Annotated in this window: 21 protein-coding genes, 2 tRNA genes and 1 pseudogene; 12 read left to right on the plus strand and 12 right to left on the minus strand. The window is 63.0% G+C overall.

Annotated features, from left to right (window positions below; all coding sequences use genetic code 11):
- Positions 1–10: 10 nt before the first annotated feature.
- Together G9463_RS08855 and G9463_RS08860 are read right to left on the minus strand one after the other, a co-directional pair.
- Complete coding sequence (locus G9463_RS08855) at positions 11–478, minus strand: peroxiredoxin (RefSeq protein ID WP_004962455.1); 468 nt, start codon at positions 476–478, stop codon at positions 11–13.
- Between the two features lie 59 nt (positions 479–537).
- A complete protein-coding gene (locus G9463_RS08860; RefSeq protein WP_004962457.1) occupies positions 538–783 on the minus strand; it encodes a hypothetical protein in 246 nt (81 codons plus the stop codon).
- Between the two features lie 543 nt (positions 784–1,326).
- Between G9463_RS08860 and G9463_RS08865 the strand changes: the two genes are divergently transcribed.
- From G9463_RS08865 to G9463_RS08875, 3 genes are all read left to right on the plus strand, one after another.
- Complete coding sequence (locus G9463_RS08865; protein ID WP_004962460.1) at positions 1,327–1,566, plus strand: twin-arginine translocase TatA/TatE family subunit; 240 nt, start codon at positions 1,327–1,329, stop codon at positions 1,564–1,566.
- A 77-nt stretch (positions 1,567–1,643) separates the two neighbouring features.
- Positions 1,644–1,717 (plus strand) — tRNA-Arg (locus G9463_RS08870).
- Positions 1,718–2,017: 300 nt separating this feature from the next.
- Positions 2,018–3,649, plus strand: coding sequence for a GMC family oxidoreductase (locus tag G9463_RS08875; protein ID WP_165896493.1), 1,632 nt, complete (start codon positions 2,018–2,020; stop codon positions 3,647–3,649).
- Here G9463_RS08875 and G9463_RS08880 read toward each other — a convergent pair.
- From G9463_RS08880 to G9463_RS08890, 3 genes are all read right to left on the minus strand, one after another.
- Positions 3,646–4,224: a metal-dependent hydrolase gene (locus tag G9463_RS08880; protein WP_165896494.1), complete on the minus strand. Its 579-nt coding sequence runs from the start codon at positions 4,222–4,224 to the stop codon at positions 3,646–3,648. The genes G9463_RS08875 and G9463_RS08880 overlap by 4 nt on opposite strands.
- Before the next feature lie 84 nt (positions 4,225–4,308).
- Positions 4,309–4,761 (minus strand): hypothetical protein, encoded by a 453-nt coding sequence (locus G9463_RS08885; RefSeq protein WP_004962482.1) that lies wholly within the window; start codon positions 4,759–4,761, stop codon positions 4,309–4,311.
- Between the two features lie 48 nt (positions 4,762–4,809).
- Entirely contained in the window at positions 4,810–5,508 is a 699-nt protein-coding gene (locus G9463_RS08890) for a chemotaxis protein CheC (RefSeq protein ID WP_165896495.1), read from the minus strand.
- Positions 5,509–5,764: 256 nt separating this feature from the next.
- On the opposite strand from G9463_RS08890, the gene hisC reads away from it, so the two are divergent.
- The 5 genes and pseudogenes from hisC (at position 5,765) to G9463_RS08915 (ending at position 9,958) form a co-directional block, all read left to right on the plus strand.
- Complete coding sequence (gene hisC, locus G9463_RS08895) at positions 5,765–6,847, plus strand: histidinol-phosphate transaminase (RefSeq protein WP_165896496.1); 1,083 nt, start codon at positions 5,765–5,767, stop codon at positions 6,845–6,847.
- Positions 6,844–7,350, plus strand: a complete 507-nt coding sequence (locus G9463_RS08900) for an adenylate kinase family protein (RefSeq protein ID WP_165896497.1) — start codon at positions 6,844–6,846, stop codon at positions 7,348–7,350. Before hisC ends, G9463_RS08900 begins: the two co-directional genes overlap by 4 nt.
- Positions 7,347–7,955 (plus strand): CDP-alcohol phosphatidyltransferase family protein, encoded by a 609-nt coding sequence (locus G9463_RS08905; RefSeq protein WP_004962502.1) that lies wholly within the window; start codon positions 7,347–7,349, stop codon positions 7,953–7,955. The genes G9463_RS08900 and G9463_RS08905 overlap by 4 nt, the downstream gene beginning before the upstream one ends.
- A gap of 163 nt (positions 7,956–8,118) precedes the next feature.
- Positions 8,119–9,360, plus strand: a pseudogene (locus G9463_RS08910) (RNA-guided endonuclease InsQ/TnpB family protein).
- A gap of 67 nt (positions 9,361–9,427) precedes the next feature.
- Positions 9,428–9,958 carry a multiprotein bridging factor aMBF1 gene (locus G9463_RS08915; protein WP_023843198.1) on the plus strand — a complete coding sequence of 177 codons (531 nt, stop codon included), beginning with the start codon at positions 9,428–9,430 and terminating at the stop codon, positions 9,956–9,958.
- 1 nt (position 9,959) lies between these two features.
- Here G9463_RS08915 and G9463_RS08920 read toward each other — a convergent pair whose 3' ends face one another.
- Entirely contained in the window at positions 9,960–10,565 is a 606-nt protein-coding gene (locus G9463_RS08920; RefSeq protein ID WP_165896498.1) for a response regulator, read from the minus strand.
- A gap of 96 nt (positions 10,566–10,661) precedes the next feature.
- Between G9463_RS08920 and tpiA the strand changes: the two genes are divergently transcribed.
- Positions 10,662–11,309, plus strand: a complete 648-nt coding sequence (gene tpiA / locus G9463_RS08925; RefSeq protein WP_005535122.1) for a triose-phosphate isomerase — start codon at positions 10,662–10,664, stop codon at positions 11,307–11,309.
- Positions 11,310–11,336: 27 nt separating this feature from the next.
- On the opposite strand, the gene G9463_RS08930 is transcribed toward tpiA, so the two are convergent.
- Both G9463_RS08930 and bluB read right to left on the minus strand, forming a co-directional pair.
- Complete coding sequence (locus G9463_RS08930) at positions 11,337–13,274, minus strand: helicase HerA domain-containing protein (protein ID WP_165896499.1); 1,938 nt, start codon at positions 13,272–13,274, stop codon at positions 11,337–11,339.
- A 169-nt stretch (positions 13,275–13,443) separates the two neighbouring features.
- On the minus strand, positions 13,444–14,115 hold the full coding sequence (gene bluB / locus G9463_RS08935) for a 5,6-dimethylbenzimidazole synthase (protein WP_049919243.1): 672 nt from the start codon (positions 14,113–14,115) through the stop codon (positions 13,444–13,446).
- A 169-nt stretch (positions 14,116–14,284) separates the two neighbouring features.
- Here bluB and G9463_RS08940 point away from each other — a divergent pair, with 169 nt between their 5' ends.
- Complete coding sequence (locus G9463_RS08940; RefSeq protein WP_007188033.1) at positions 14,285–14,632, plus strand: hypothetical protein; 348 nt, start codon at positions 14,285–14,287, stop codon at positions 14,630–14,632.
- 6 nt (positions 14,633–14,638) lie between these two features.
- Here the strand turns inward: G9463_RS08940 and dinB are convergent, their stop codons facing one another.
- Complete coding sequence (gene dinB, locus G9463_RS08945; RefSeq protein WP_165896500.1) at positions 14,639–16,000, minus strand: DNA polymerase IV; 1,362 nt, start codon at positions 15,998–16,000, stop codon at positions 14,639–14,641.
- A gap of 385 nt (positions 16,001–16,385) precedes the next feature.
- Between dinB and G9463_RS08950 the strand changes: the two genes are divergently transcribed.
- Positions 16,386–16,700, plus strand: a complete 315-nt coding sequence (locus tag G9463_RS08950; protein ID WP_165896501.1) for a hypothetical protein — start codon at positions 16,386–16,388, stop codon at positions 16,698–16,700.
- Between the two features lie 194 nt (positions 16,701–16,894).
- Here G9463_RS08950 and G9463_RS08955 read toward each other — a convergent pair.
- The 3 genes from G9463_RS08955 to G9463_RS08965 form a co-directional block, all read right to left on the minus strand.
- Positions 16,895–16,965 (minus strand) — tRNA-Gly (locus G9463_RS08955).
- Between the two features lie 146 nt (positions 16,966–17,111).
- Positions 17,112–17,801, minus strand: a complete 690-nt coding sequence (locus tag G9463_RS08960; protein ID WP_007188038.1) for a class I SAM-dependent methyltransferase — start codon at positions 17,799–17,801, stop codon at positions 17,112–17,114.
- A 12-nt stretch (positions 17,802–17,813) separates the two neighbouring features.
- A complete protein-coding gene (locus G9463_RS08965) occupies positions 17,814–18,854 on the minus strand; it encodes a tyrosine--tRNA ligase (protein ID WP_165896502.1) in 1,041 nt (346 codons plus the stop codon).
- Between the two features lie 104 nt (positions 18,855–18,958).
- Between G9463_RS08965 and G9463_RS08970 the strand changes: the two genes are divergently transcribed.
- Entirely contained in the window at positions 18,959–21,184 is a 2,226-nt protein-coding gene (locus tag G9463_RS08970; RefSeq protein ID WP_165896503.1) for an AAA domain-containing protein, read from the plus strand.
- The last annotated feature ends 41 nt before the right edge of the window (positions 21,185–21,225 follow it).

Below are 21,225 nucleotides of genomic sequence, written 5' to 3' on the forward strand. Positions count from 1 at the left end.
TCCGGCGCGGTCAGGTGGCGGCGTCAATAACCTCGTCGTAGTCCGGTTCGACGCCAGGGTCGTCGCTGACCCAGGCGTACGTGACTTCTTGATTTTCGTCGATAACGAAGACGGCCCGCTTGGCTACGTTCGGGACGCCGAGCGCCTCAAAGTCCATCGAAATGTCGTAGGAATCGACAATCTCCCGGCCTGAGTCACTGACGAGGTCGAACTCGAGCCCCAGTTCGTCCCGGAACGCGTTCTGTGAGAACGGTGTGTCGATGCTGACACCGTACAGCGTCGCCCCCGCTTCAGTGAGTTCGTCGAGTCGGTCCTGGAACGAGTTCATCTCGTGACTGCAAACGCTGGTGAACGCGCCCGGGAAGAACGCGAGCACAACGGGCCCGTCGTCAAGCGCTTCAGACAGCGTTATCTCGTCAACGTCGCCGTTTGCGATCGGTGCCGTGAAATCAGGTGCAACGTCTCCAACTGAGACCATACTGCCGAGTGGACCCAGGCGAGTAAAACCCTTTCCGACCTGATCGAGTCCGGGCGAGATTAGAACTGTGCGAACTTCGCCGTGACCTCGTCGATCCACTCCGGCAGGTCGCGGTCCGCAAGTGTCCCGTCGGCATCACGGGTCGTGACAACATCGGCGATTTCGCCCTCACGCGTGATATCGAGTCGCCACACCCCCTCAGCCTCGATGTCAACCCGAACAACGTCCTCCCCGACGGGTTTGATCGGTCGAATCGTTACTTCTTCCCCGCTCCTGACTTCCATCGTGTGACTATCGGCCGGCATCTGGTATCTCTGAGCGCCCGATAGCAGTTATATCCCCGGGCGGCGGAGGCATCTCGCTAGGGCTGTTCCCGCTGTGAATTAGATTAACAAGCGGATAATGAATTGACAGGGCGATGTAGCCAGTGCCGCGGGTGCGAACCCGCAGACGGACAGCCCACGAACGTAGCACATGGCCACGCAAGCCGTGTCACTTGGGTCCCTCAGCTATCAATCTGGTCCCGTGGACATGGTGTGGTCCGTCTGTCGACGTGCCGACCCAGACCAGCGACATGGAACGGTCGGAGACCTGGTGCCTCGCGTTACCCCGTCCGATTCACACCCCGTTGTCGGGCCTCGCCGGCAGTTCCCGGCGAGGCCGTTTCCACAGACTGAGTGGGTCCGCCTCGTCTGTATCACATATCCTGTCTCTACCCGATGTCAGCGCAGCGTCAGTCCCACTGGCAGTGAATCACTCAGGAGGCCGTCCTGAGCAAAAAGGTTATAATAGCAACCACGTAACCTTCGGATACAATGTTAGGGACATCCGGAGTACTGTTCCCGGGGATGCCCGGGACGACGGAGATGATGGTCATCCTCCTCATCGCCGTCCTGCTGTTCGGCGCGAACAAGATTCCGAAACTAGCGCGGTCGACTGGCGAAGCCATGGGTGAGTTCCAGAAGGGGCGAGAAGAAGTCGAACAGGAACTCGAAGAAATGCGCGACGGCGGCGCTGCAGAAGGGACCGATGCGTCCACCGTGGACTCGGCCGAGTCGACCGAAACGGCGACGGAAACCGAGACGTAATCTCGACCACTTCTCCGTTTTCAGCGGGCCACAGTGATAACGAAAGGATTTTTCACCGCTCAATCGACCACCCGGTAGGGCGTGTGGCCTAGTGGACCAGGGCGAGGGGTTCCTAACCCCTAGAACGCGGGTTCGAATCCCGCCACGCCCGTGCAGCGACCGCAGGGAGCGAACCGGCATGTCGGGATTCTAATCAGGGAGGTCGTGCGCAGCGAAGCGAGCACGTCCGACCGTGGTTCGAATCCCGCCACGCCCGCTTCGTGGTTTCTCGCATTCGCTCGAAACACACTCGCGGCCGTGGCGACCTTCGCGAAACCTGCGGTTTCGCTCAGTCCCGCCACGCCCACTTTCGGAAGCAACAGCGAGCCAACAAGCGAACCGAGCCGTCGCCACCAGACACGGCACCTGAGATGCCAACGTATAAGTTTAGGCTTGCCTAACTCCTGCTGAAATGGACCGGGAGCCGTCCGAGCGGGCGGATGTCTGTGTCGTCGGGGCCGGACCGGCGGGGGCACTCATCGCAAGCCAGCTCGCCAGCGACGGACAGAAGGTGGTCGTGCTAGAGGCCGGGCCGCGGTTCGACAGGTCGAAGCGAGAGCAGCAGATGGAGGAGGCAATCCGACCCGGCGACCACGGCTCCGTCTGGGAAATGGGTGGCGACCGCGACGCATTCAGTGCGAGCGGCGAGCGGTACTACCCGCTGAACATCTCACGAGTGAAAGGCGTCGGCGGGTCGACGCTGCACTGGCAGGGGATGGTGATGCGGCTGCACCCCTCGGATTTCGACGGGAGCCACGACACCGACGACCCGGCGTGGCCGATCAGCTACGACGACCTGCGGCCGTACTACGCCGACGCTGAGCGGGCGCTAGGTGTCGCCGGCGACGCAGACAACCCCTTTGCACCGCCGCGAGACGGTGCATATCCGCTGCCCGGGTTCCCGCCATCATACAGCGACTCGTTGTTTGCTGAGGCCTGCGAGCAACTGGGCATCACGATGCACTCCGTTCCTAACGCCCGGAACTCCGAACCGTACGATGGCCGGGGGCCATGCGTCGGCTACGGGACCTGCCAACCGGTCTGTCCGTCCGGCGCGAAATACGACGCCAGCGTCCACATTGAGGACGCCGAAGCCGAGGGTGCCAGAGTCATCGACCGCGCGCCGGTCCAGCGCCTCGTTACCGACGCCGACGGACGCATTGAGGCGGCCGTCTACGCAACGCCGGACGGGACCGAACACCGCCAGATGGCCCGCGAGTTCGTCATCGCGGCGGGCGGCGTCGAAACGCCGCGACTCCTTCTCCTGTCGGCGAGCGAGGACCACCCGGACGGGCTGGCGAACAGTTCTGGACTGGTCGGCCACTATTTCATGGACCATCTGTTCGCCGGGGCAGGCGGGACGCTCGACCGTGAAACGCGCCAGAACCACGTCGGCTTTCTCACGAGCGAGTGCCATCAGTTCTACGACGACCCCGGGCAGGCAGTCGAGCGCATCGCGGACGGCGAGACGGTCGTCAAGGCCACCGACGAAGCGCTGTCGCCGCTGAAACTGGAGTTCCTGAACTACGCCGGTCCGTCGCCGGTCGAACTCGCGCTCTCTGGCGAGGAGTGGGGCGATACGCTGCTGTCGAGCCTCCGCGAGAGTTACGGCAACAGCATCGCGATGGGCGGACTGGTCGGCCAGCCGCCCCGGAAGGAAAACCGCGTAACGCTGGACACGTCAACGGCGGACGACCACGGGAACCCGGTGCCGGACATCCGGTGGTCGTGGGGCGACCGGCTGGAACGGTCGCTCTCACGGGCGAACGAGATACAACACGCCGTGCTGTCGGAGCTGGGCGTCGACATCTCGTGGACGGTCGGGCCGGCTGACACCGGGCCGGCGTACCACCACATGGGCACGACGCGGATGGGGACCGACCCTGACAAGAGCGTGGTCGATCCGCAACTACGGACACACGACGTGGCGAACCTCTCAATCGCGTCCTCGTCGGTGTTCGTCACCGCCGGGTCGATGAACCCGACGCTGACTATCGCCGCGCTGGCGTTGAAATGTGCCGACCATATTTCCGAGCGGCTTTAGTCCGCAGATTCGGTGAGCACTGCTTTGCTCCGGCGAGTGACTGACCGAAACCCGGGCGCGCCGTGAGCGAGCCATACGGCGACAGCGAGGCCGAACAGTCCGAACTGAAACAGGACGTACGAGTCGAACGAGAGCGAGGCGAACTGTTCAACGAAGGAGGTGTCGTTGGCGTACGGCGGTGGAGGCTGGAGCGGCCAGACCAGAAAGCGAAGCCACTGGAGCTGTGTCAGGTCACCGCCGAGTACCCCGGCCAGCGCTGTCGGGCCCATATCAGTCAGCGTGTGTACGAACGCACCGAGCGTGAACGCTGTCGAGAGGTCCGTTCGGCGATATCGGACTGCGAGCCGGTGTAAGACTACGGCAACAAGGAGGAGCGTGAACAGCGAATGGGCAAGTGACCGCCCGGACGGCAAGACGCCGAACGTCCAGGCGAAGGGCTTGTCGATCAGGTCCGGAAACTGCGACCCCACCGCCAGCGCGGTCAGCGTGGCCGCTGTCTGGCGACGGGTCGGGTCAAACTGAGTGTACACGACGTAGACGAGGTAGGCGACGGCGAGATGTCCCCACGGCCACATTGCGTGCTGGTATGCCGGATGGTGATTTGTATCTGCTGATACAGGTATGCGTGAGGAAGAAGCGGCAACCGAGATGTCGGCCGGTCAGTACAGGCCGAGAATCGCGCCGGCGTCAAGCAGGAGGAGGATTGACACAAGAGACGCCCCCAGCAGGAACGGCCGTGCGTTCCGGGCCGGTTCGCGCACCTTCTGCTGGTCGAAGCCGTCGCTGAGCTTCGACGCGCCAACCTCGACGAGCCCAGCCAGAATGAACCACAGGACGATCATCGTGATGACGAGGTGGCCGCGACCAGTTCCCGTCAACGACTCGGCGGTGTAGCGGGTCGCTGCCAGATGCCCACCCGTCAGAAACAGGAGCGTCGCACTCGCCCGGGACACCGTCCGGAGCTTCCCGGTAATCGCTGACAGCGGTCCCGGCGAAGAGTCGCCGTTCATCGCCGTCGGGAGAATAGCATAAGTCATGAACAACACGGTTCCAGCCCACAGCGCGGCGAATATCAGGTGCACCCCGAAGACAGCCGCGTTTACGACACTCATATGCGGCGGTTGGACGCGACCCTATTCAACGTCGTGGGTTCGACACAGCTACTCCGAGGAATCGAAGGCATCGAGCGCGTCCGCGTCACCTGACATATCGAGTTCTGTGACTGCGTCGGTGTCGGCAGAGATGTGCGTTTCCCGGTCGGTGTCGTAGTCCAGTTGGTCGATAAGGTGGACGAACGAGCCGGGGTCGGGGATGAGGAAGATGCGGAGCGAAAACGCCACATCACTCTCCTTGATGTCGACGAGCGAGTCGAGCACGATAGTCAGCGAGTCCCGGCGGACATGGGAGAGCGCCTTGTCGGCGATCTCGGTCGCGTCGTCCTGTACGACCGTTGGCGTCCCCATGTTGATTGTCGCGTTCAGCGTGTTCGCGATGCCGTCGATGAAGCCCGAGGTGAGGATGTTACACATCTCTTGCAGCGCGGACTCGTGGAGCTGTGTGAACCCATCTTCGACACTGGAGCCGGTCATCAGCTCCGCGATCTCCGCGGCCGTCTCCGTCTCGAATGTCATCAGGAAGACGCCGTACGGCGGCTCTGTCAGCCGAACACGAGCGCTGTAAATATTTCCGCCGCCCATCTCGGTGGCGATGTCCTCCGGCTGGACGAACGAGAGGCTCTTTATCTCGACGGCGGCGTCGACGCCGGCCAGTGTCGCCAGCGAATCGGCGACCTGCTCGGCCCCGTCCTGAATGAGTCTGGTGATGAGTGTGAGTTTCCGAATATCGATGAGAAGCGGCATTGCACAGTATCAGGACCTATGATGTGTTACCGTTTTCGGTGGCTGCAGGGTCGGCAACCCGACGGTGGGCCACCGTAACCCTCATTACCACTGACTGACAGGGATTTGGTGGGGAGCGTGCTATTCCGTGTCTTACCCGTCATCGACGGGTTTCTCACGGGAAGCCGCCATCGAATTTCTGTGCCATACGCGCTGGGGAGCCACGGCCACGCCCGATGTGAGCACGCTTAAGCCGCCCCGTCCGTTTTGCACAGCCATGGAACCACGGGACCTCTCCGCTCACACTGTCTATCGGGCAGGTCGCGGTATCGAGGAGGTCGCCCGGGAACTCGGTCTCGACCCGGACGACATGGTGAAGCTGGCGTCAAACGAGAACATGTTCGGACCGAGCCCGGACGCCGTCGAGGCGATTCGCGGGTCGGCCGAACGGATGCATTCCTATCCGAAGGCCTCCCACGCCGACCTCGTCGACGAACTGGCGGATATGTGGGACGTAACGCCCGAACAGGTGTGGCTGAGCAACGGCGGCGACGGCGCGCTGGACTGCCTCGCCCGAGCCATGCTCGACCCCGGGCAGGACGTGCTCGTCCCGTCGCCGGGCTTCGCGTACTACGCGATGAGCGCCCGCTATCACCACGGCGAGGTCAACGAGTACACGCTCTCGAAGGCCGACGACTTCGCCCAGACCGCCGACACCGTCCTGAAAGATTACGACGGCGAGCGAATCGTCTACCTCACCAGTCCGCACAACCCAACCGGGGCAGAGTTCACGACCGACGCAGTCCGGACTATCGCCGAAGAAACCGACGAGCAGACGCTGGTCCTCGTCGACGAAGCCTACGGCGAGTTCACTGAAAAGCCGAGCAAACGGCCGTTACTTTCCGACCGCGACGACGTTGCGCTCCTGCGAACGTTCTCGAAGGCCTACGGGCTCGCGGGCGTTCGACTCGGCTACGCGGTCGTTCCCGAGGACTGGGCAGACGCGTACGCCCGCATCAACACGCCGTTCTCGGCCAGCGAACTCGCCTGCCGCGCCGGGCTGGCGGCGCTCGACGATGATGAGCACGTTGAGCGCTCCGTCGACACCGCCGCGTGGGCCCGGGAGTACCTCTCGGCGGAACTCGACGCACCGACCTGGGACAGCGCGGGGAACTTCATCCTCGCGGAGGTCGGCGACGCGTCGGCCATCGCGGATGCCGCCCAGGAGCGCGGCGTCATCATCCGCGACTGTTCCTCGTTCGGGCTCCCCGAATGCATCCGTATCACCTGCGGAACGCGCGAGGACACGGAACGCGCCGTCTCGGTACTGAACGAGGTTATCGAGGGGGTTAAGGCGTGAGAGTCGCCGTTACCGGCACTCCGGGGACAGGCAAGACCACGGCAACGGAACACCTCGACACAGACCTCGATGTCCTCCATCTCAATGACATCATCAAGGACGAGGGGTTTTCAACGGGCATCGACGAGGACCGCGGGAGCCTCGTCGCGGACCTCGACAGGCTGTCGGAGTGGCTTGACAGCCGCGACGACGTGCTGTTCGAATCCCACCTCGCGCATCATTTCGCCGCCGACCGGGTGATTGTGCTGCGAGCCCACCCTGAAACCATCGTCGAGCGGCTTCGAGAGCGCGGCGACGACGATTCGAAGGCCTACGAGAACGCGGAATCGGAAGCGCTCGATGTCATCCTCGGCGAGGCCGTCGAGGAGCACGGGATGGAGTCCGTCTACGAAATCAAGACGACGGACCGGGACCCCGACGAGGTGGCACAGGAGATTCAGGCCGTCGTGGCCGGTGAACGCGAGCCGAGTGCGGGGACTGTCTCCTACATCGACTGGCTATGACGCTCGATAAGTTCCGCCCGCTGGCCGACCGCGCGCTTGGCCCGTTCGTCAGCGCCGCCAAGGTTGCCGGCCTCTCACCCAACGGCGTCAGCGTCATCGCGTTTCTGCTGGCCCTTGGAGCGGGCGGAGTGTACGCCGTCGCTACGCGGGAGCCCCTGCTGTATCTCGGCGGTGCCGTTCTCGTCTTTTTGAATGGCTGGCTCGACCTCGTCGACGGCGCGCTCGCGCGGGAACTGAACGTCGCGTCCTCGGGCGGTGACCTGCTGGACCACGTGCTCGACCGCTACGCCGACATCGGTATCATTGTCGGCCTCGCTGCCGGCGTGAGCCAGTGGGAACTGGGCATCGCCGCCGTCACTGGCGTCCTGATGACCTCCTATCTCGGGACGCAGGCACAGGCGGTCGGCCTCGACCGCGTGTACGGCGGCCTGCTCGGTCGCGCTGACCGGCTTGCACTTGTCGGTGTGGTCACGGGCGTCGCGGCGTTCGTCCCGAACGCACTGGCCGGACTGACGCTGGTCGGCTGGCTGCTGGTCGTGTTCGCCGTTGTCGGCCACGTTACCGCCGCCCAGCGGTTCTATCACGCGATGCGGGCGCTCGACTGAACATCGGTTCAGCAATTGACGGACCGGCATCCCGCTGAGAACGACCAGTGCACTATTTATACTGATCAGCGTGGCGAATCCCCCGACACACCATGAACGGGGATGAAGCCGAAACTCCATGTCACAAACCATTAAATAAACATGTCGACAATCAAGGATAGCGATGGAACACAGTTACCGCTACCGTGCCTATCCGACAGAAGGGGTAGCGGACGAACTGGAGCATCAGGTAGATATTCATCGCCAACTATACAACCACGTCCGATGGGACTACACGAACAGCCCCGTGGATGCTAAGCCGAGTGAGTTCGACCAGAACAACAAACTCCCTGAGTGGAAGCAAAAATGGCCAGTGTTCGCGGAAACGTATTCGAAAGCCGCGTAAGCTACCGTTGCCCGCTTCCACCGCAACCTCTCGAACCTTCGTAAACAAAAAGAGAACGGGCACACCGTTGGTCGTCTCAGACGGCAAGCACCTACCGATTACCGGAGCGTGACGTACAACCAGTCTGGTTTCGACCTCGATGAAAAGAGGGGCCAAGACGGGTTTGCGTACGTTCGCTTCAGCAAAGTCGGATGGGTCAAAATACGGTACTCCCGTCCAATCCCTGCTGATTCCATAATAAAGGAAGCCACGTTCAAGAAAGAGACTACCGGTGAGTGGTTCGTTTCCTTTGGGTTGGAAATCGACGACGCTAACTTGCCCGAGAAGCCCGATGTGGACTCACTCAACCCGAGCAACAGCGTGGGTATTGACCTCGGCATCTTGAACTACATCCATACCAGCGACGGGAAGACCGTGGATTGGCTCGACCTCAAAGGCGAATACGAACGACTCCGACGTGCGCACCGCAAACTCTCGCGGAAAGAACATGGGTCGAACAACTACGAGAATCAGCGAGTCGAAGTGGCGAAGGCCAAACGCGACATCCACCGGAAAGTACTGGACTACCAGCACAAAATAACGACGTGGCTCGTCAAGGAGTACGATGCCGTGTTTGTGGAGGACTTGAACGTTCAGAGTATGCTTCGAGCGGATGGAAACGGTCGGAACAAGCAGGATGCGGCGTGGCGACAGTTTATCACTTTGCTTGAATACAAGGGCGATGTGTACGGTACGCACGTTGTGCAGGTCGAAGCGGCAGGGACGACAAAAGAATGTGCGGTGTGTGGTGTGGTGTCATCGAAGTCCATCTGGGTCCGGGAACACTCCTGTCCATCATGTGGGTTTGAGACAGATAGGGATGCGAATGCAGCGATGAACGTCTTGCAAAGGGGGTTTTCTGAACTAGGGCTGGGATGGCCCGAATCAACGCCTGTGGAGACTGTGACCGCTACGGACACCGCTGATCTTCAGCGAATGTCTGCAAGTCACGTCATCGAAACAGGAAGCCTGTCTACGTGAGAACAGGATTCCCCGCGCCAGCGTGCGCAGGGCAACATTCAAACCGCGCCCCGTCCAAGCCGTCGGTATGGTTCAGTGCGAGATGTGCGGAACGGAGGTTTCGTCTCCGAACCGCGTCAAAATCGAGGGAGCCGAACTCGACGTCTGTGACGAGTGTACCGACTTCGGCACGGAGGTCAAAACGGAGGAGACGTCGTCTACGTCGACGAAGTACTCGACGTCGTCCTCCTCGTCATCGTCGTCGAGTTCGTCCTCCTCGTCGAGTTCCTCGGGTGGTGGCGGGTCCGGTGGCCGCCGTCGAGATATGTTCGACGAGATGGACGAGATCGCACAGGATTACCACGACCGGATCCGCAAGGGCCGGGAGTCCCAGGGACTCAGCCAGGAGGAACTCGCAAAGCAACTCAACGAGAAGGCGAGCCTGATCCGGAAGCTCGAACAGGGTAACTCACTGCCCAGCGACGACGTCCAGAAGAAACTCGAAAGCGCGCTCGAAATCTCCCTGAGCGCCGGCGGCAGCGCCGACGAGACCGAGTGGTCCGGCGGCAGCAGCGACGGCGAGTACACGCTCGGCGACGTCGTGAAGCGGAAGGACTAGGTTACAATTGGAGGTCGTCTTTCTTTACGTCGAGTTCGTCGGCGAGTGACTCGACGTTCGACGAGATAGTTTCAATCTCGTCTTGGAGTTTCTGATACCGTTCGCTGTCCTGCAGTTCCCGGTCGGTTTTCTCGACGCGGAGGACGTTGCGCTTGAGCTTTTTTGATGTGAGTGTCCGGAGTCGGTCGTTGTACTTCCGAATACTGTACAGCCGGTCGACGACCTCCTGTAGCTCGTCACGGGTGACAGGTTTGACGAGGTAGTCGTCGACGCGCATCTCGATGATGTCGAAGTCGGGGTCGATGGCGGTAACCATCGCGACGCGGCACCGGAGCCCCTGCTCTTCAATCTGTGCGAGCACTTCGTTGCCGGAGACGACCGGCATCCGGCGGTCGAGTAACACCACGTCGATATCGGTCGACAGCAGTTCTAAGCCCTCTTCACCGCTGTAAGCCGTCTGTACGTGGTACTGGTCGGCCAGGTAATCGGTGTACAGGTCGGCCAGGTGTTGTTCGTCCTCGACTATCAGAACGGTCGGTGTGTCGTCATCCCCTGCTGTCACGGCTTGTCTCGTTTCTTGTCTCGGCTGAATCGTAATAACTGTCATCCCCGAGCGGTGGACCGAGAAAACGAAGTCGCAGTGGTAGGGACGCCAAGCGGTGGCTTCGCAACCTATTTCCCCACAGCAACCGGTTCGTTTCGTATGTTCGTCCTTGTCAATCTGAAGGCGTACCCGTGTGACCCAGTCGAGGTAGCAACCGCTGCTGCTGACGTCAGCGACGATTCCGGCGTTCGCGTTGCCGTCGCGCCACAGGCTGCCCAGATCAGCGCTGTGGCGGAGACCGGCGTCGAAACGTGGGCTCAGCACGTCAGCGCCGTCGAGCACGGCAGCCACACCGGCAGCACCCTCGCCGAGGCCGCTGCAGACGCCGGTGCCGTCGGGACGCTGCTGAACCACTCCGAAAACCGGCTCAAGCTCGCGGACATCGATGGGGCACTCGACGCCGCCGACCGCGCGGACCTCGAAACGATCGTCTGTGCGAACAACCCCGCACAGATCGGCGCGGCCGCCGCGCTCGACCCCGACGGTGTGGCCGTCGAGCCACCGGAACTCATCGGGACTGGCACGCCCGTCAGCAAGGCAGACCCAGATATCGTGACCGGCGCAGTCGATGCTGCCGCTCGCGTTAACGGTGACGTGGACGTGCTCTGTGGGGCCGGCATCTCAACCGGCGAAGACCTCGTCTCGGCGAGCGACCTCGGCGCGAGCGGCGTCCTACTGGCAAGCGGCGTTGCGAAGGCTGACGACCCGCGCGCCGCACTCGAAGACCTCGTCGAACCGCTGCTGTAAAGTCGACGGCGTCGCAGTACTACCTTTTCAGTCGCTGTCCCCGTCCAGAAACACCGATTCGAGTCGAGAGACGACTGACTCGACCTCGTTGTCGTCGAGCCGGCGGTCGCTCTCCTCCTGAACCAGCGCCGCCAGCCGCGTGTCGTACTGTCCGCGGCCGACGTGTTCGACCAGCCCGCGGAGCCGGAGTTCTCTGTTTCGCGCATAGGCCGCCGTCCGGTCGCCGGAGCCGCCGGCCGAGAAATGTGCGTTCAGCGGCGTCCCGGGGCCCTGCTCGCGGTAGTACGCGAGCATCCGGCAGGTCTTTCGGTCCAACTCCTCGATATCGGCTTGCAGGTCGCCGTAGACAGCGGGGCCGTCAAAGTCGGCTGGCGTCTCGCTGTCAGCGGACCCCGTTGCCTCGTCCGACTGCTCAGCTTCAACGGCCTCGGCGATGGCCGCCCTCAGAGCTTCGTCATCAGCCTCAGCAGTTTCTGTCTCAGCCTGGCCGTTGACTGGCGCGGCCACCGCACCGTTGTTTGCGACGGCCCCGTTCGCCACTACGTCGGTGTTCGTGGCGTGACCGTTCGATATCGGTTCAGCGTCCACACTGCTGGAGTCTGACGCCGATTCAGCGTCCGTGCTGCTGGCATCCGACTCCTGTCCGGCGTCCGCACTGCTTCCATTCGCGTCTGCGCCGCCACTGGCGCTGCCGCCGTTCATCGCGGCCCCGTCCTCGGCAAAGGCACTGAACGCATCGCCAAATCCGCCGCCAGACGTGGCGTCAGCGGTCTCGTCTGGTTCCGGGGGCTGCTCATGGGGACCGTCGGCGTCCGCCTCACTGACGGCGTCTGTGTCGCCGTCCGACGCCTGCTGGTCGGCGAACCGTTCGCGCTGGCGGCGCATCTTCTCCTGTTCTGTCCGGCCGGGGTTGTAGTCCTCGGCCTGATCCAGCATTGCTTCGGTGAACTGCTCGGCCATCCGCGAGAGGTCCCGGGCGTCCTGCAGTTCTGCCTCCAGTTCGGCGATGCGGGAATTCTTTTTGTCCAGTTCCTCACGGAGTTCCTTGATGCGGTTCTCCGTCTCCTGCTGGTCCTCGCTGATGGTCTCCAGTTCGGAGACGAGGTCGTCGCTGACGGACTTGAGTTCAGGGCGCTCGAAGTCGTCAAGACCCGGCGTCGCACCGGCATCGAACGTCTGCTTGCGGTGGAACTGGACCCGGCTGACCTGCTCGGCCCAGTCGTTCATCATGAACGCCTCGCCGTCGTCTAAGTCCTCGACGGCGTCAGCGTACTTGTTATCAAGAATGCGCCCGACGACTTTCGTGTCGTTGTTCCAGGTCAGGCGATGCCAGACAAGCCAGTCGCACTGTGTGATGTAGTCCTTCTTTACGTCGGCCGGGCGCTGGCTGATGCCGACGATGCCAAGCCCGTGTTTCCGGCCGCGTTTCCCGATTTTGATGAGCATCTTCCCGACCTCGCCCATCGAACCCTTCTCCGGCATCCACTCGTGGCACTCCTCGACGAGCATCAGGAAGGGCTGTTTCTGTTTTTTTGCCTTCGCGAACAGCTGCTTGGCGACTTCTGTCAGTAGCGTCTCTGCTTCCTCCTCGTCAAGGAACGACGAGATGTCGAGGATGATAGGGACGTTCTGTTCAAGCGCCAGCGAAGCGATCTTGCCGGCGTGGTCGTCCGTGACCTGAATGTCACACTCCTCATCGCCACCGACATGGAGTATCTCGTACTCCTCTTTCAGACCGTAGTACTCGCCGTCGATATCGACGATAAGCAGTCCAAACCCGTTGTCAAGCAGTTTCTCGGCGATGACACTCGCCGTGTTCGACTTTCCAGACCCGCTCTTGCCGGTGATGAACCCCCGGCCGGTCAGCAGCTCCACCACCGGGAGATTGACGGTCTCGCCCGGCTCCCCGGTCCCACCCGGCCCCGCGCTCGTCGTCGCGACAGTTATCTGTTCGGTCTCTGCCATGCGTTTCTGTCACGAATGAGACGCGCAGGCCCCATAACTCTCCGTCAGACGCCCATCAGCTGTGGAACAGGTCTGGACGCAGCAAGCAGTTCGAAGCCAGTCCGAGGTTTCGCTCGCTCGGGCTTCAAATTCTCGTGTGCTACCGACGGGGCTTCGGTTACCGACGCCGCTATGACTTCGTTTCGGGCGTCCGACTGGGGTCCCACTCGTCGTAATGGACCAGTTCAGATCTGTCGATACGACTACGCCAGCCTTCCTGTTGCAGTACTGGTTCGGACGGGAAGCCGTCCTCTGGGTATCCGACACAGAGGTAGGCCACGGGTTGAATGTGGTGTGGAATGTTCAACACATCACGGAGTTCGTGGGGATACAGAAATGAGACCCAGCCGACACCGATGCCCTCAGCACGGGCAGCGAGCCAGAGGTTTTGCACGGCAAGGCACGTCGAATAAACGTCCATTCGCTGCATCGTGTTCCGGCCGAGAACGTGTGGCGCATCACGTGTGGGGTCACAGGTAACACAGATATTCACCGGCGCATCGGTTATTCCCTCCAGTTTCAACTGGCCGAACTCTGATTTGCGCGGCTCTTTGTAGCCTTCGCGTGCGGCGGCTATCGCCCGTTCGGCAATCGCTGCGACCGCTGATTTCGTCTGCTTGTCTTCTATCACAATGAAATCCCACGGTTGCGAGAACCCGACGCTGGGCGCGTTGTGGGCAGCGTCTAGAATCCGTCCGAGTACTTCCTCGGGAACTGGGTCGCCGACAAATCGTCTGATGTCCCGTCGCGAATAAATGGACTTGTAGACTGCCTCGCGGTCTCGGGGGCCGAACTCAACCATATGTTCCATGACAGACGACAGTTGTATACCGGTTGTGCTGGCCAGCGAATGTCCCGAATACAGCGAGACCCGAATGCAGGGCAGACCGTGGTGGCTACCGGTCAGTTCAGGACGGGGTAACGGCTATTGCGGTGGGATGCCTTGACACGGTTGTTCGGCTGGGCTGTCCATGGACAGATACGAGACGTTCGTCGAGGACGGAACCGTGTACGTCGGGAGTGACGACGGTCCCCTGAAAGTGGCCCCGCTCGACGATATCGTCGCGGCCGCAGGTGGCCCGGCGTGGACGATTTCCTACACCGAGGCGGAGAAAGAACGCTACGCTGGGATGGACACCAGCGACGAGGGGCTTGTGGTCGACGTGGTCGATATGCTGCACGCAATGACCCACAGCCAGCGATTCGTCGACACGCTGGCCGCACATCCGACGGATGTCCCGGCTGATGACACTATTTCGCCGCGAGCCGGCCTGTTCGTCGGGAAGCTGCTGGAAAATCTGGAACACGGTGTCGCCTGAGAACGTCTAGAACTCTGCGAGCGTGGTCTGACCGGGCGGGAGCGAGATATGCGTCTCACTGGCGTCTGTTCCCTCGTCCGCCGTGTCTTCGGCAGCCTCGGTATCCCCGTCGTTCGCAACGAACGTCCCGAGTCCGACCTGCCCGTCGTCGTCCAACTCGTCGGCTGCCGCTGGGGTACTGCTGGTGCGGGAACTACCGGACGCCTCCTCAGAACCATTGTCACCGCCAAACCCGTCCAGATTGGCCTGTTCGCCGGCAGAGAAGTCCAGGTTCGAAACACGGACACCGACCTTCCGAACGGGATCGTCGGCGAACTCGCCGAGCAGGTCCAGCGCGATGCGTCTGACCAGTTCAGGCTCCTCGACTGGACCGGGGAGCGACCGGGCCCGCGTATTCACATCGAACGGCGGCGTCACGACCTTGATGCCGATGGTCTGATACCGCGCGCCTTTTCGCTCGGCGCGGTCAGCGACGGCATCGGCGAGGGTGCGGACCTGTCGACACTTGGCTTCTATATCGGTCGTCGCGTCAGTGAACGCGGACTCCCGTGAGAGACTCTTGGGGTCGCCTTTCGGCGTCACCGAGCGCTCGTCCTCACCGCGGGCGTAGCGGCGTATTTCACGACCGCGCTCGCCGAAGCGTTCGGCCAGCAGTTCCGGGTCAGCGGCCGCGAGGTCCCCCGCGGTTTCGATATCGAGTGCGGCGAGTTCTCTGGCGGTGACCGGGCCGACGCCGTGCACGTCCTCGACAGGGAGGTCATCGAAGAACTCTCGGACGGCCCCCGGTTCGACGACGACCAGGCCGTCCGGCTTGTCGCGGTCGCTGGCCACCTTCGCGGCGCTCATCGTCGGGGCAACGCCGACACTCGCGACCACGCCCACCGCGGACTCGATTGTGTCTTTCAGGTCCTGCGCCCACGACCTGACCGTCTTCCATGAGACCCGCTCGGTCACATCCAGATACGCCTCGTCGATACTCACCTCGCGGACGACATCCGCTTCGGTATGGAGGATTTCCCGGACATCCGCAGCAACGGACTCGTAGAAATCCATGTCAACTGGGCGATAGAAGCCGGCGTCTTCGACAGTGAGGTCCGGGTCTGCAACAGCCTCGACCTTCCGTGGAAGGCGTTCCAGTGCTTCGGAGATGGCCATCGCTGATTCGACACCGTACGCTCGGGCCTCGTAGCTCGCTGTCGCAACAGCCCCGTGGGTCGCGCCGTTCTCGTAGCCCATCCCCACGACGAGTGGCTCATCTCTGAGTGCGGGCTCCCGCCGCTGTTCACAGGCGGCGTAGAAACAGTCCATATCGACGTGCGCGACTATCTGCTCGGGGCCGCTGGTCCCGGGGAGCCGCGCAGCGTCCATACCCGACGCTACGCGTACTGGCAGAAAACCCCACCGGCCCTCGCCGAGCCAATCAGGTCAAGTCGTAGTCTGGTGTATCGAATCCTCCTCGAAAAACGGGCGCAGGGAAAGTGGTGGGGTGGGGGTGGGGTGCCAGATGCTCTGTACGCCGTTGGTTGCAAAGCGATACGTGGCCGGTGGAGTGGCCATTGCTCCACCGGCGAGTTGTCGTCCGCCGATGCCAATCCCGGATGGTACGACGGTCGTTCCCGCCGGGAGCGTAGGAAGCTCCATGTTAACAAAAGACATGATAGCACTTCAATGTTGGCTGAAGTTATATCTAGCTCACACTTTGAGCGCGCTCCGCTCGAAACGCTTTCAGTCCTCTCCCCACGACTGCGACGTAATGACCGAACTGACGGACTCGCTGCCGGATAGACCGCTCTCGACGAGCGAGATTTCGGCCCTCGAAGCCCAGCACGACGACTACGGGTTTGCGCCGGTCGGGTTCTTCCCTGACCTCGATGTAGTGGCCGCGTTCGTCGTCATTATCAACGGGGACCATGGCTACAGCCTCGGCTACAACCGCGATGGCGACGGCTGGGTTGTCGTCGAGTCCTTTGAGGACGGCGAGGACTTTGCCGGCGTCACCGACCGCCTGCAAGAGTGGATGGGCGACGACTGGGAGGAGTTCGAGCAGGCTGCCGTCGAACCGGAGTGAGGGTGTCGGCAGTTGCGGAGTCGACCAGAGAACGAACGCGGCGAAATTCAAACGCCTCGGCTGGTCGTCACTGTCTGTGGCACAGTACGGCGACCGGGATTTGAACTCGACTGCAAATCCTCGCTATCGCTCGGCTTTCCGTAGTTCAAATCACTCCGTACAGCATCCGCTCGTCACGTCCGTTCCTCGCAGGATGCGGCGACCGGGATTTGAACCCGGGCCATGAGCTTGGAAGGCTCAGGTCCTACCACTAGACCACCGCCGCTCATCGCTTCGCGTCTTCGTTCACGCGCGGCGTCGTTCGCAAATCCGTCGGATTTGCTCACCACCGCCGCTCACTCGTGCAGACACAGACTCGGCGGACTGTATTTCGCCCGAGTGCGAACGTATACCCTCATAGATGGAAGGCAATTAAGTGCGTTTCCCTTCTGGCTCGACAACCCCGTAACAGTTGCCGCTTGACAGCTCCATCGAGACGAGCCGGAGGTCGCTGTCGGCGACATCGCGCTCGAATTCGGCCGGCGCGTAGATGTGATAGAACCGCGGGACCGTCTCGCCGCCGGGGAGCGTCCAGTCGACGGTCGTGTCAAAGCCCTCGTCCGCGTCGGGGTCGGCGTCGAAGCGGTCGTGGGCCGTGCTCCACGCACTGACGAGCGCCCGAGCGCCCGGCGCGAGCACGCGGGCCAGTTCGTCCAGACTGGCGCGGCGGGCGGCCTGTGACGGGAGGTGATGCAGCGTCGCGACGTACACCGCGAGGTCGACGGCTCCGGCAGCGAGCGGAAGGCGGGTCGCGTCGCCCTGCAGTAGCGCAACGCTGTCGCCGACGCGGTCGGTCGCCGCCCGCAGGAGCGCGCGGCTGGCATCGAGGCCGACGACGCGGTCAGCGACCCCCGCGAGCAGTTCCGCGTGGCGGCCGTTGCCACAGCCGACATCGAGCGCCGTCCCGACACTGCCGGACTCGTCGACGAACGATTCGACCTCCGGCCAGGCGTACTCGCGGGTCTTCGAGAAGTGGTCGCCGATGTCCTCGTAGGTCCGGCGGACGGCGGCCCGCGAGCGCGCCGGGTCGTCACTGTCGCCGCTCGAATCGGAGGGTGACATCGGTCGACCGCGTCACTCCGGGCCGTACTTTTCGGGGTAGGCCTCGGCGAGTAGCTCGTCTTCGTCGGCCAGTCGCTCCCGAACCGGGTCGATAACGTCCGAGATCGCGCTGGCGGCCGACGGCTTCAGGTCGGCGGGGTGGAGTTCGCCGCTGACGAAGTCCGATTCGACCTCGTCGTAGCTCTCGTAGGTCAGGTCGCCGCCGTACTCCTCCGGGCGCTCGACGACGAACGAATCGCCGCGAACGTCCAGCACGGGAAAGACGAGGTGCTGGAGGTACTCCAGCACGCCGTTCTCCTCGACCTCGCCGGCCGGGCAGTACGCCTGATTGATTTTCTCGTCGACCTCATCGGGGCTGTCGGTGAGGTTGACCTTCGACGCTTCGTCCGAGGCGCTCATTTTGCCACCGGACAGGCCCGATAGCAGCGGCGCGAACAGACAGATCGGCGACTCGCCGCCGTGGTCGGGCAGAATCTCGCGCGAGAGCATGTAGATGCCGCGCTGGTCGACACCGCCGTAAGCGATGTCGGCATCGAGTGCCTTCACGTCGAGCGTCTGCATCAGCGGGTAGATGAGTCCGCCGAGGTTCGGGCTCTCAGATTCGCGGACGACCTCGCTGGCCGCGCGCTGCGTACGAGAGATGGTCGTCTCGGCGGCCATCCGGTACATCTCCAGCGTGTACTCTTCGTCGAGCTGGAAGTCGGTCCCGCGGACGAAGGTCACGTCCTCGGGGTCCGCGCCGGCCGCTTCAATCATGCCCTCGATGGCCGTCTCGTAGTAGGCCGAACGGGCATCCAGCAGATCGAAAGGCGATTTGTTGTCGTCGAGGTGAGCATGCAGGTCCGCGATGAGAACCGTCACGTCGACGCCGGCCCGCAGGAAGTCAGCGAGCTTTCGCATCGTCGTGAAGTGGCCGATGTGCATCTCGCCGGTCGGCGCGTAGCCGATGTACGCCGATGGGTCGCTCTCCTCGAACAGCGTCCGCAGTTCGTCCTCGGTGACGACCTCTGTGGTGTGTCGCGTCACCAGATCGAGTCGCTCGGCGGTATCCATACGGATGTGTGACCGGTCCGGCGATTAAAACGTTCCTGTCCGGTGTGACGGGCTGTCGAGGTGGGCCGTACTGTTTTATGACAGCAGGGCACATTCGGGGGTAGATGTCGCTCCTGTTCGACCACGTCATCGGGTCCTTCGACCTCGACGGCGCATCGCTGTGTGTCCCCGACGACGACGCCCTCGACGACCACGGCGATGTCGTCCCTGTGCGGCCGGTCGCCGAGTTTGCGGGCCATCACGACGAACTCGCCCACCCCGAGGCGGACTGGGTCTGTATCCCGCTGCACGAACCGAACTCGGCGCGGGTCACCGACGAGTTCGTCGCCTTCACCGACCACTCCCTCCACGGCGGGATATTCGTCTTCGAGCGCGACGGCGAACGGGACTTCGTCGACGCGGATGCCTTCGGAGCCACGGGGCTGGCCGACCGGATCCGCTTCTGGCACTCCGACTACGTCCCGGAGACGTACCCACCCTCCTACGACTCGCCAGTAGACGACAGCGAACCGGCCCGAAATCCGATCCCGTCTGCAGAGTTGCTCGACGGCTTGCGTTCCCACGTTGAGCGCGAACGCGAGGCGACTCGCCGGCAAAACCGAGAGCGCGCCGAGCGGCGCTCACCTGACGGGGTGTACGAGGCCGGTGGCGACGCAGTCCCCGAACTCCATGCGCGGGGCCGAGACGACGGCACATACCGGTTCCACGTCGACCCGCCCGCGGATGTCGCCGCCAGGCAGGACGGCGACTGGGCGTTTGTCGTGGAGTCGGTGTTTGGCATCCACGAGGGAAACGAGGTGCTGGTTCACGACGTGGACGGGACCCGAGAGAACGGCCCGTTCCCGGTGCCGGCGACAGTCGAGCGTATCCGCGGCCGGTCGGTCTGGGTCGCGGTGAACTGGGCCGAGGTCGACGGTGCGACGGCGCTCGAAAGCGCACTCACCGACGGTGACACCACCTACGGGCTCACAGCAGTGCTCAATCCCGTTCCGTTTGACCGCGAACGGGAGGCGATTGACTCGCTGGCCGACCACCGCTTCCGGGACGTGCTCGCTGGCGACCGGCCGATAACATTCTCAAACGGAGCAGCCGCCCGGAGCGACCAGTTCGACGCGGAACTGAATCAGGAGCAGCAACTGGCCGTCGAGCACGCGCTGCTGGCCGACGACCTGTTCTGTATTCACGGCCCGCCGGGGACCGGGAAGACGCGGACGCTGGTCGAAATCGTCCGGCGTGCTGCACAGGCCGGTGAGGACGTGCTGGTGTGTGCGGACTCGAATCAGGCCGTCGACAACCTCGTGGCGGGGTCGTCGAGGAGCGACGAGGCCGACCCGCAGTCACTGCACGCCTACGGCCAGCACGGCGACGGCGACTACACGCTCGACCGCGTGAACGCGAGCCAGTCGGCAAACGACGTTGTCCGGCGCGCCTACAGCGACGTGCCCGGGCGGGCCGACGTAGTGGCGGTGACAAACAACAGCGCCGCCACGCTCGCCCGTGAGTTTGACCTAGTCGTGCTCGACGAAGCGACACAGTCCACCTGCGCGGCGTCGTGTATCCCGCTGGTCCGGGCCGACCGCGCCGTGCTGGCCGGCGACCATCGACAGCTCCCGCCCTACAGCGCCAGCGATGAACCGCCAGAATCGAGCTACGGCCACTCGCTGTTCGAGCATCTCTACGCCGACGGCGGCGTCTACGACGGTGTTGGCCTTCAGCTACAGACCCAGTATCGAATGCACCGAGACATCGCGTACTTCCCGAACCGGCGGTTCTACGACCGCACGCTACGGAACGGGCGGGCCGTCGACCCGCTTCCCGACCGGCCAGCGATAGAGGGGTACAACGTCGGCGGTCGGGTCGAGACCGTCGGGCACTCCAAGTCCAATCCCACCGAAGCCCGCCTTGTCGCGCATCTCGTTGAGGACCTGCTGTCGGACGTGCCGGCCAACGAAATCGGCGTCATCACACCGTACAGCGCGCAGGTGTCACGTATCCGCGAGACGCTCACAGAGCGGACCGACGCTGGAGACAGGGTGACTGTCGACACCATCGACTCGTTTCAGGGCGGTGAACGGACGGCCATCGTCCTCTCGCTCGTCCGAAGCAACGCCGAGGGGACCGTCGGGTTCCTCGGGCGGCCGGTCGACGGCCCCCGTCGATTGAACGTCGCGCTCACCCGAGCGAAGCAGTACTGCGCCGTTGTCGCCGACTGGCACACGCTCCGCTACGACGTGGACGGGAAGTGTACGGACCTCTACAGCGACTTTTATCAGTTCGTCTCGAACACCGACCGCCTGAATGACGTGGACCCCGAGTTCATTCCGGTGTAGAGAGCCACCGTCCGACTGCGATGGGTCCAAATATCTCCGAC

The organism is Haloarcula sp. JP-Z28 (assembly GCF_011440255.1).
Taxonomy (GTDB): domain Archaea; phylum Halobacteriota; class Halobacteria; order Halobacteriales; family Haloarculaceae; genus Haloarcula; species Haloarcula marismortui.

Excerpts from the sequence above, each read along its gene's own strand:
- G9463_RS08855 (WP_004962455.1), bottom strand. The coding sequence starts at position 478 with ATGGTCTCAGTTGGAGACGTTGCACCTGATTTCACGGCACCGATCGCA.
- G9463_RS08860 (WP_004962457.1), bottom strand. The coding sequence starts at position 783 with ATGCCGGCCGATAGTCACACGATGGAAGTCAGGAGCGGGGAAGAAGTA.
- G9463_RS08865 (WP_004962460.1), top strand. The coding sequence starts at position 1,327 with ATGCCCGGGACGACGGAGATGATGGTCATCCTCCTCATCGCCGTCCTG.
- G9463_RS08875 (WP_165896493.1), top strand. The coding sequence starts at position 2,018 with ATGGACCGGGAGCCGTCCGAGCGGGCGGATGTCTGTGTCGTCGGGGCC.
- G9463_RS08880 (WP_165896494.1), bottom strand. The coding sequence starts at position 4,224 with ATGTGGCCGTGGGGACATCTCGCCGTCGCCTACCTCGTCTACGTCGTG.
- G9463_RS08885 (WP_004962482.1), bottom strand. The coding sequence starts at position 4,761 with ATGAGTGTCGTAAACGCGGCTGTCTTCGGGGTGCACCTGATATTCGCC.
- G9463_RS08890 (WP_165896495.1), bottom strand. The coding sequence starts at position 5,508 with ATGCCGCTTCTCATCGATATTCGGAAACTCACACTCATCACCAGACTC.
- hisC (WP_165896496.1), top strand. The coding sequence starts at position 5,765 with ATGGAACCACGGGACCTCTCCGCTCACACTGTCTATCGGGCAGGTCGC.
- G9463_RS08905 (WP_004962502.1), top strand. The coding sequence starts at position 7,347 with ATGACGCTCGATAAGTTCCGCCCGCTGGCCGACCGCGCGCTTGGCCCG.
- G9463_RS08915 (WP_023843198.1), top strand. The coding sequence starts at position 9,428 with ATGGTTCAGTGCGAGATGTGCGGAACGGAGGTTTCGTCTCCGAACCGC.
- G9463_RS08920 (WP_165896498.1), bottom strand. The coding sequence starts at position 10,565 with ATGACAGTTATTACGATTCAGCCGAGACAAGAAACGAGACAAGCCGTG.
- tpiA (WP_005535122.1), top strand. The coding sequence starts at position 10,662 with ATGTTCGTCCTTGTCAATCTGAAGGCGTACCCGTGTGACCCAGTCGAG.
- G9463_RS08930 (WP_165896499.1), bottom strand. The coding sequence starts at position 13,274 with ATGGCAGAGACCGAACAGATAACTGTCGCGACGACGAGCGCGGGGCCG.
- bluB (WP_049919243.1), bottom strand. The coding sequence starts at position 14,115 with ATGGTTGAGTTCGGCCCCCGAGACCGCGAGGCAGTCTACAAGTCCATT.
- G9463_RS08940 (WP_007188033.1), top strand. The coding sequence starts at position 14,285 with ATGGACAGATACGAGACGTTCGTCGAGGACGGAACCGTGTACGTCGGG.
- dinB (WP_165896500.1), bottom strand. The coding sequence starts at position 16,000 with ATGGACGCTGCGCGGCTCCCCGGGACCAGCGGCCCCGAGCAGATAGTC.
- G9463_RS08950 (WP_165896501.1), top strand. The coding sequence starts at position 16,386 with ATGACCGAACTGACGGACTCGCTGCCGGATAGACCGCTCTCGACGAGC.
- G9463_RS08960 (WP_007188038.1), bottom strand. The coding sequence starts at position 17,801 with ATGTCACCCTCCGATTCGAGCGGCGACAGTGACGACCCGGCGCGCTCG.
- G9463_RS08965 (WP_165896502.1), bottom strand. The coding sequence starts at position 18,854 with ATGGATACCGCCGAGCGACTCGATCTGGTGACGCGACACACCACAGAG.
- G9463_RS08970 (WP_165896503.1), top strand. The coding sequence starts at position 18,959 with ATGTCGCTCCTGTTCGACCACGTCATCGGGTCCTTCGACCTCGACGGC.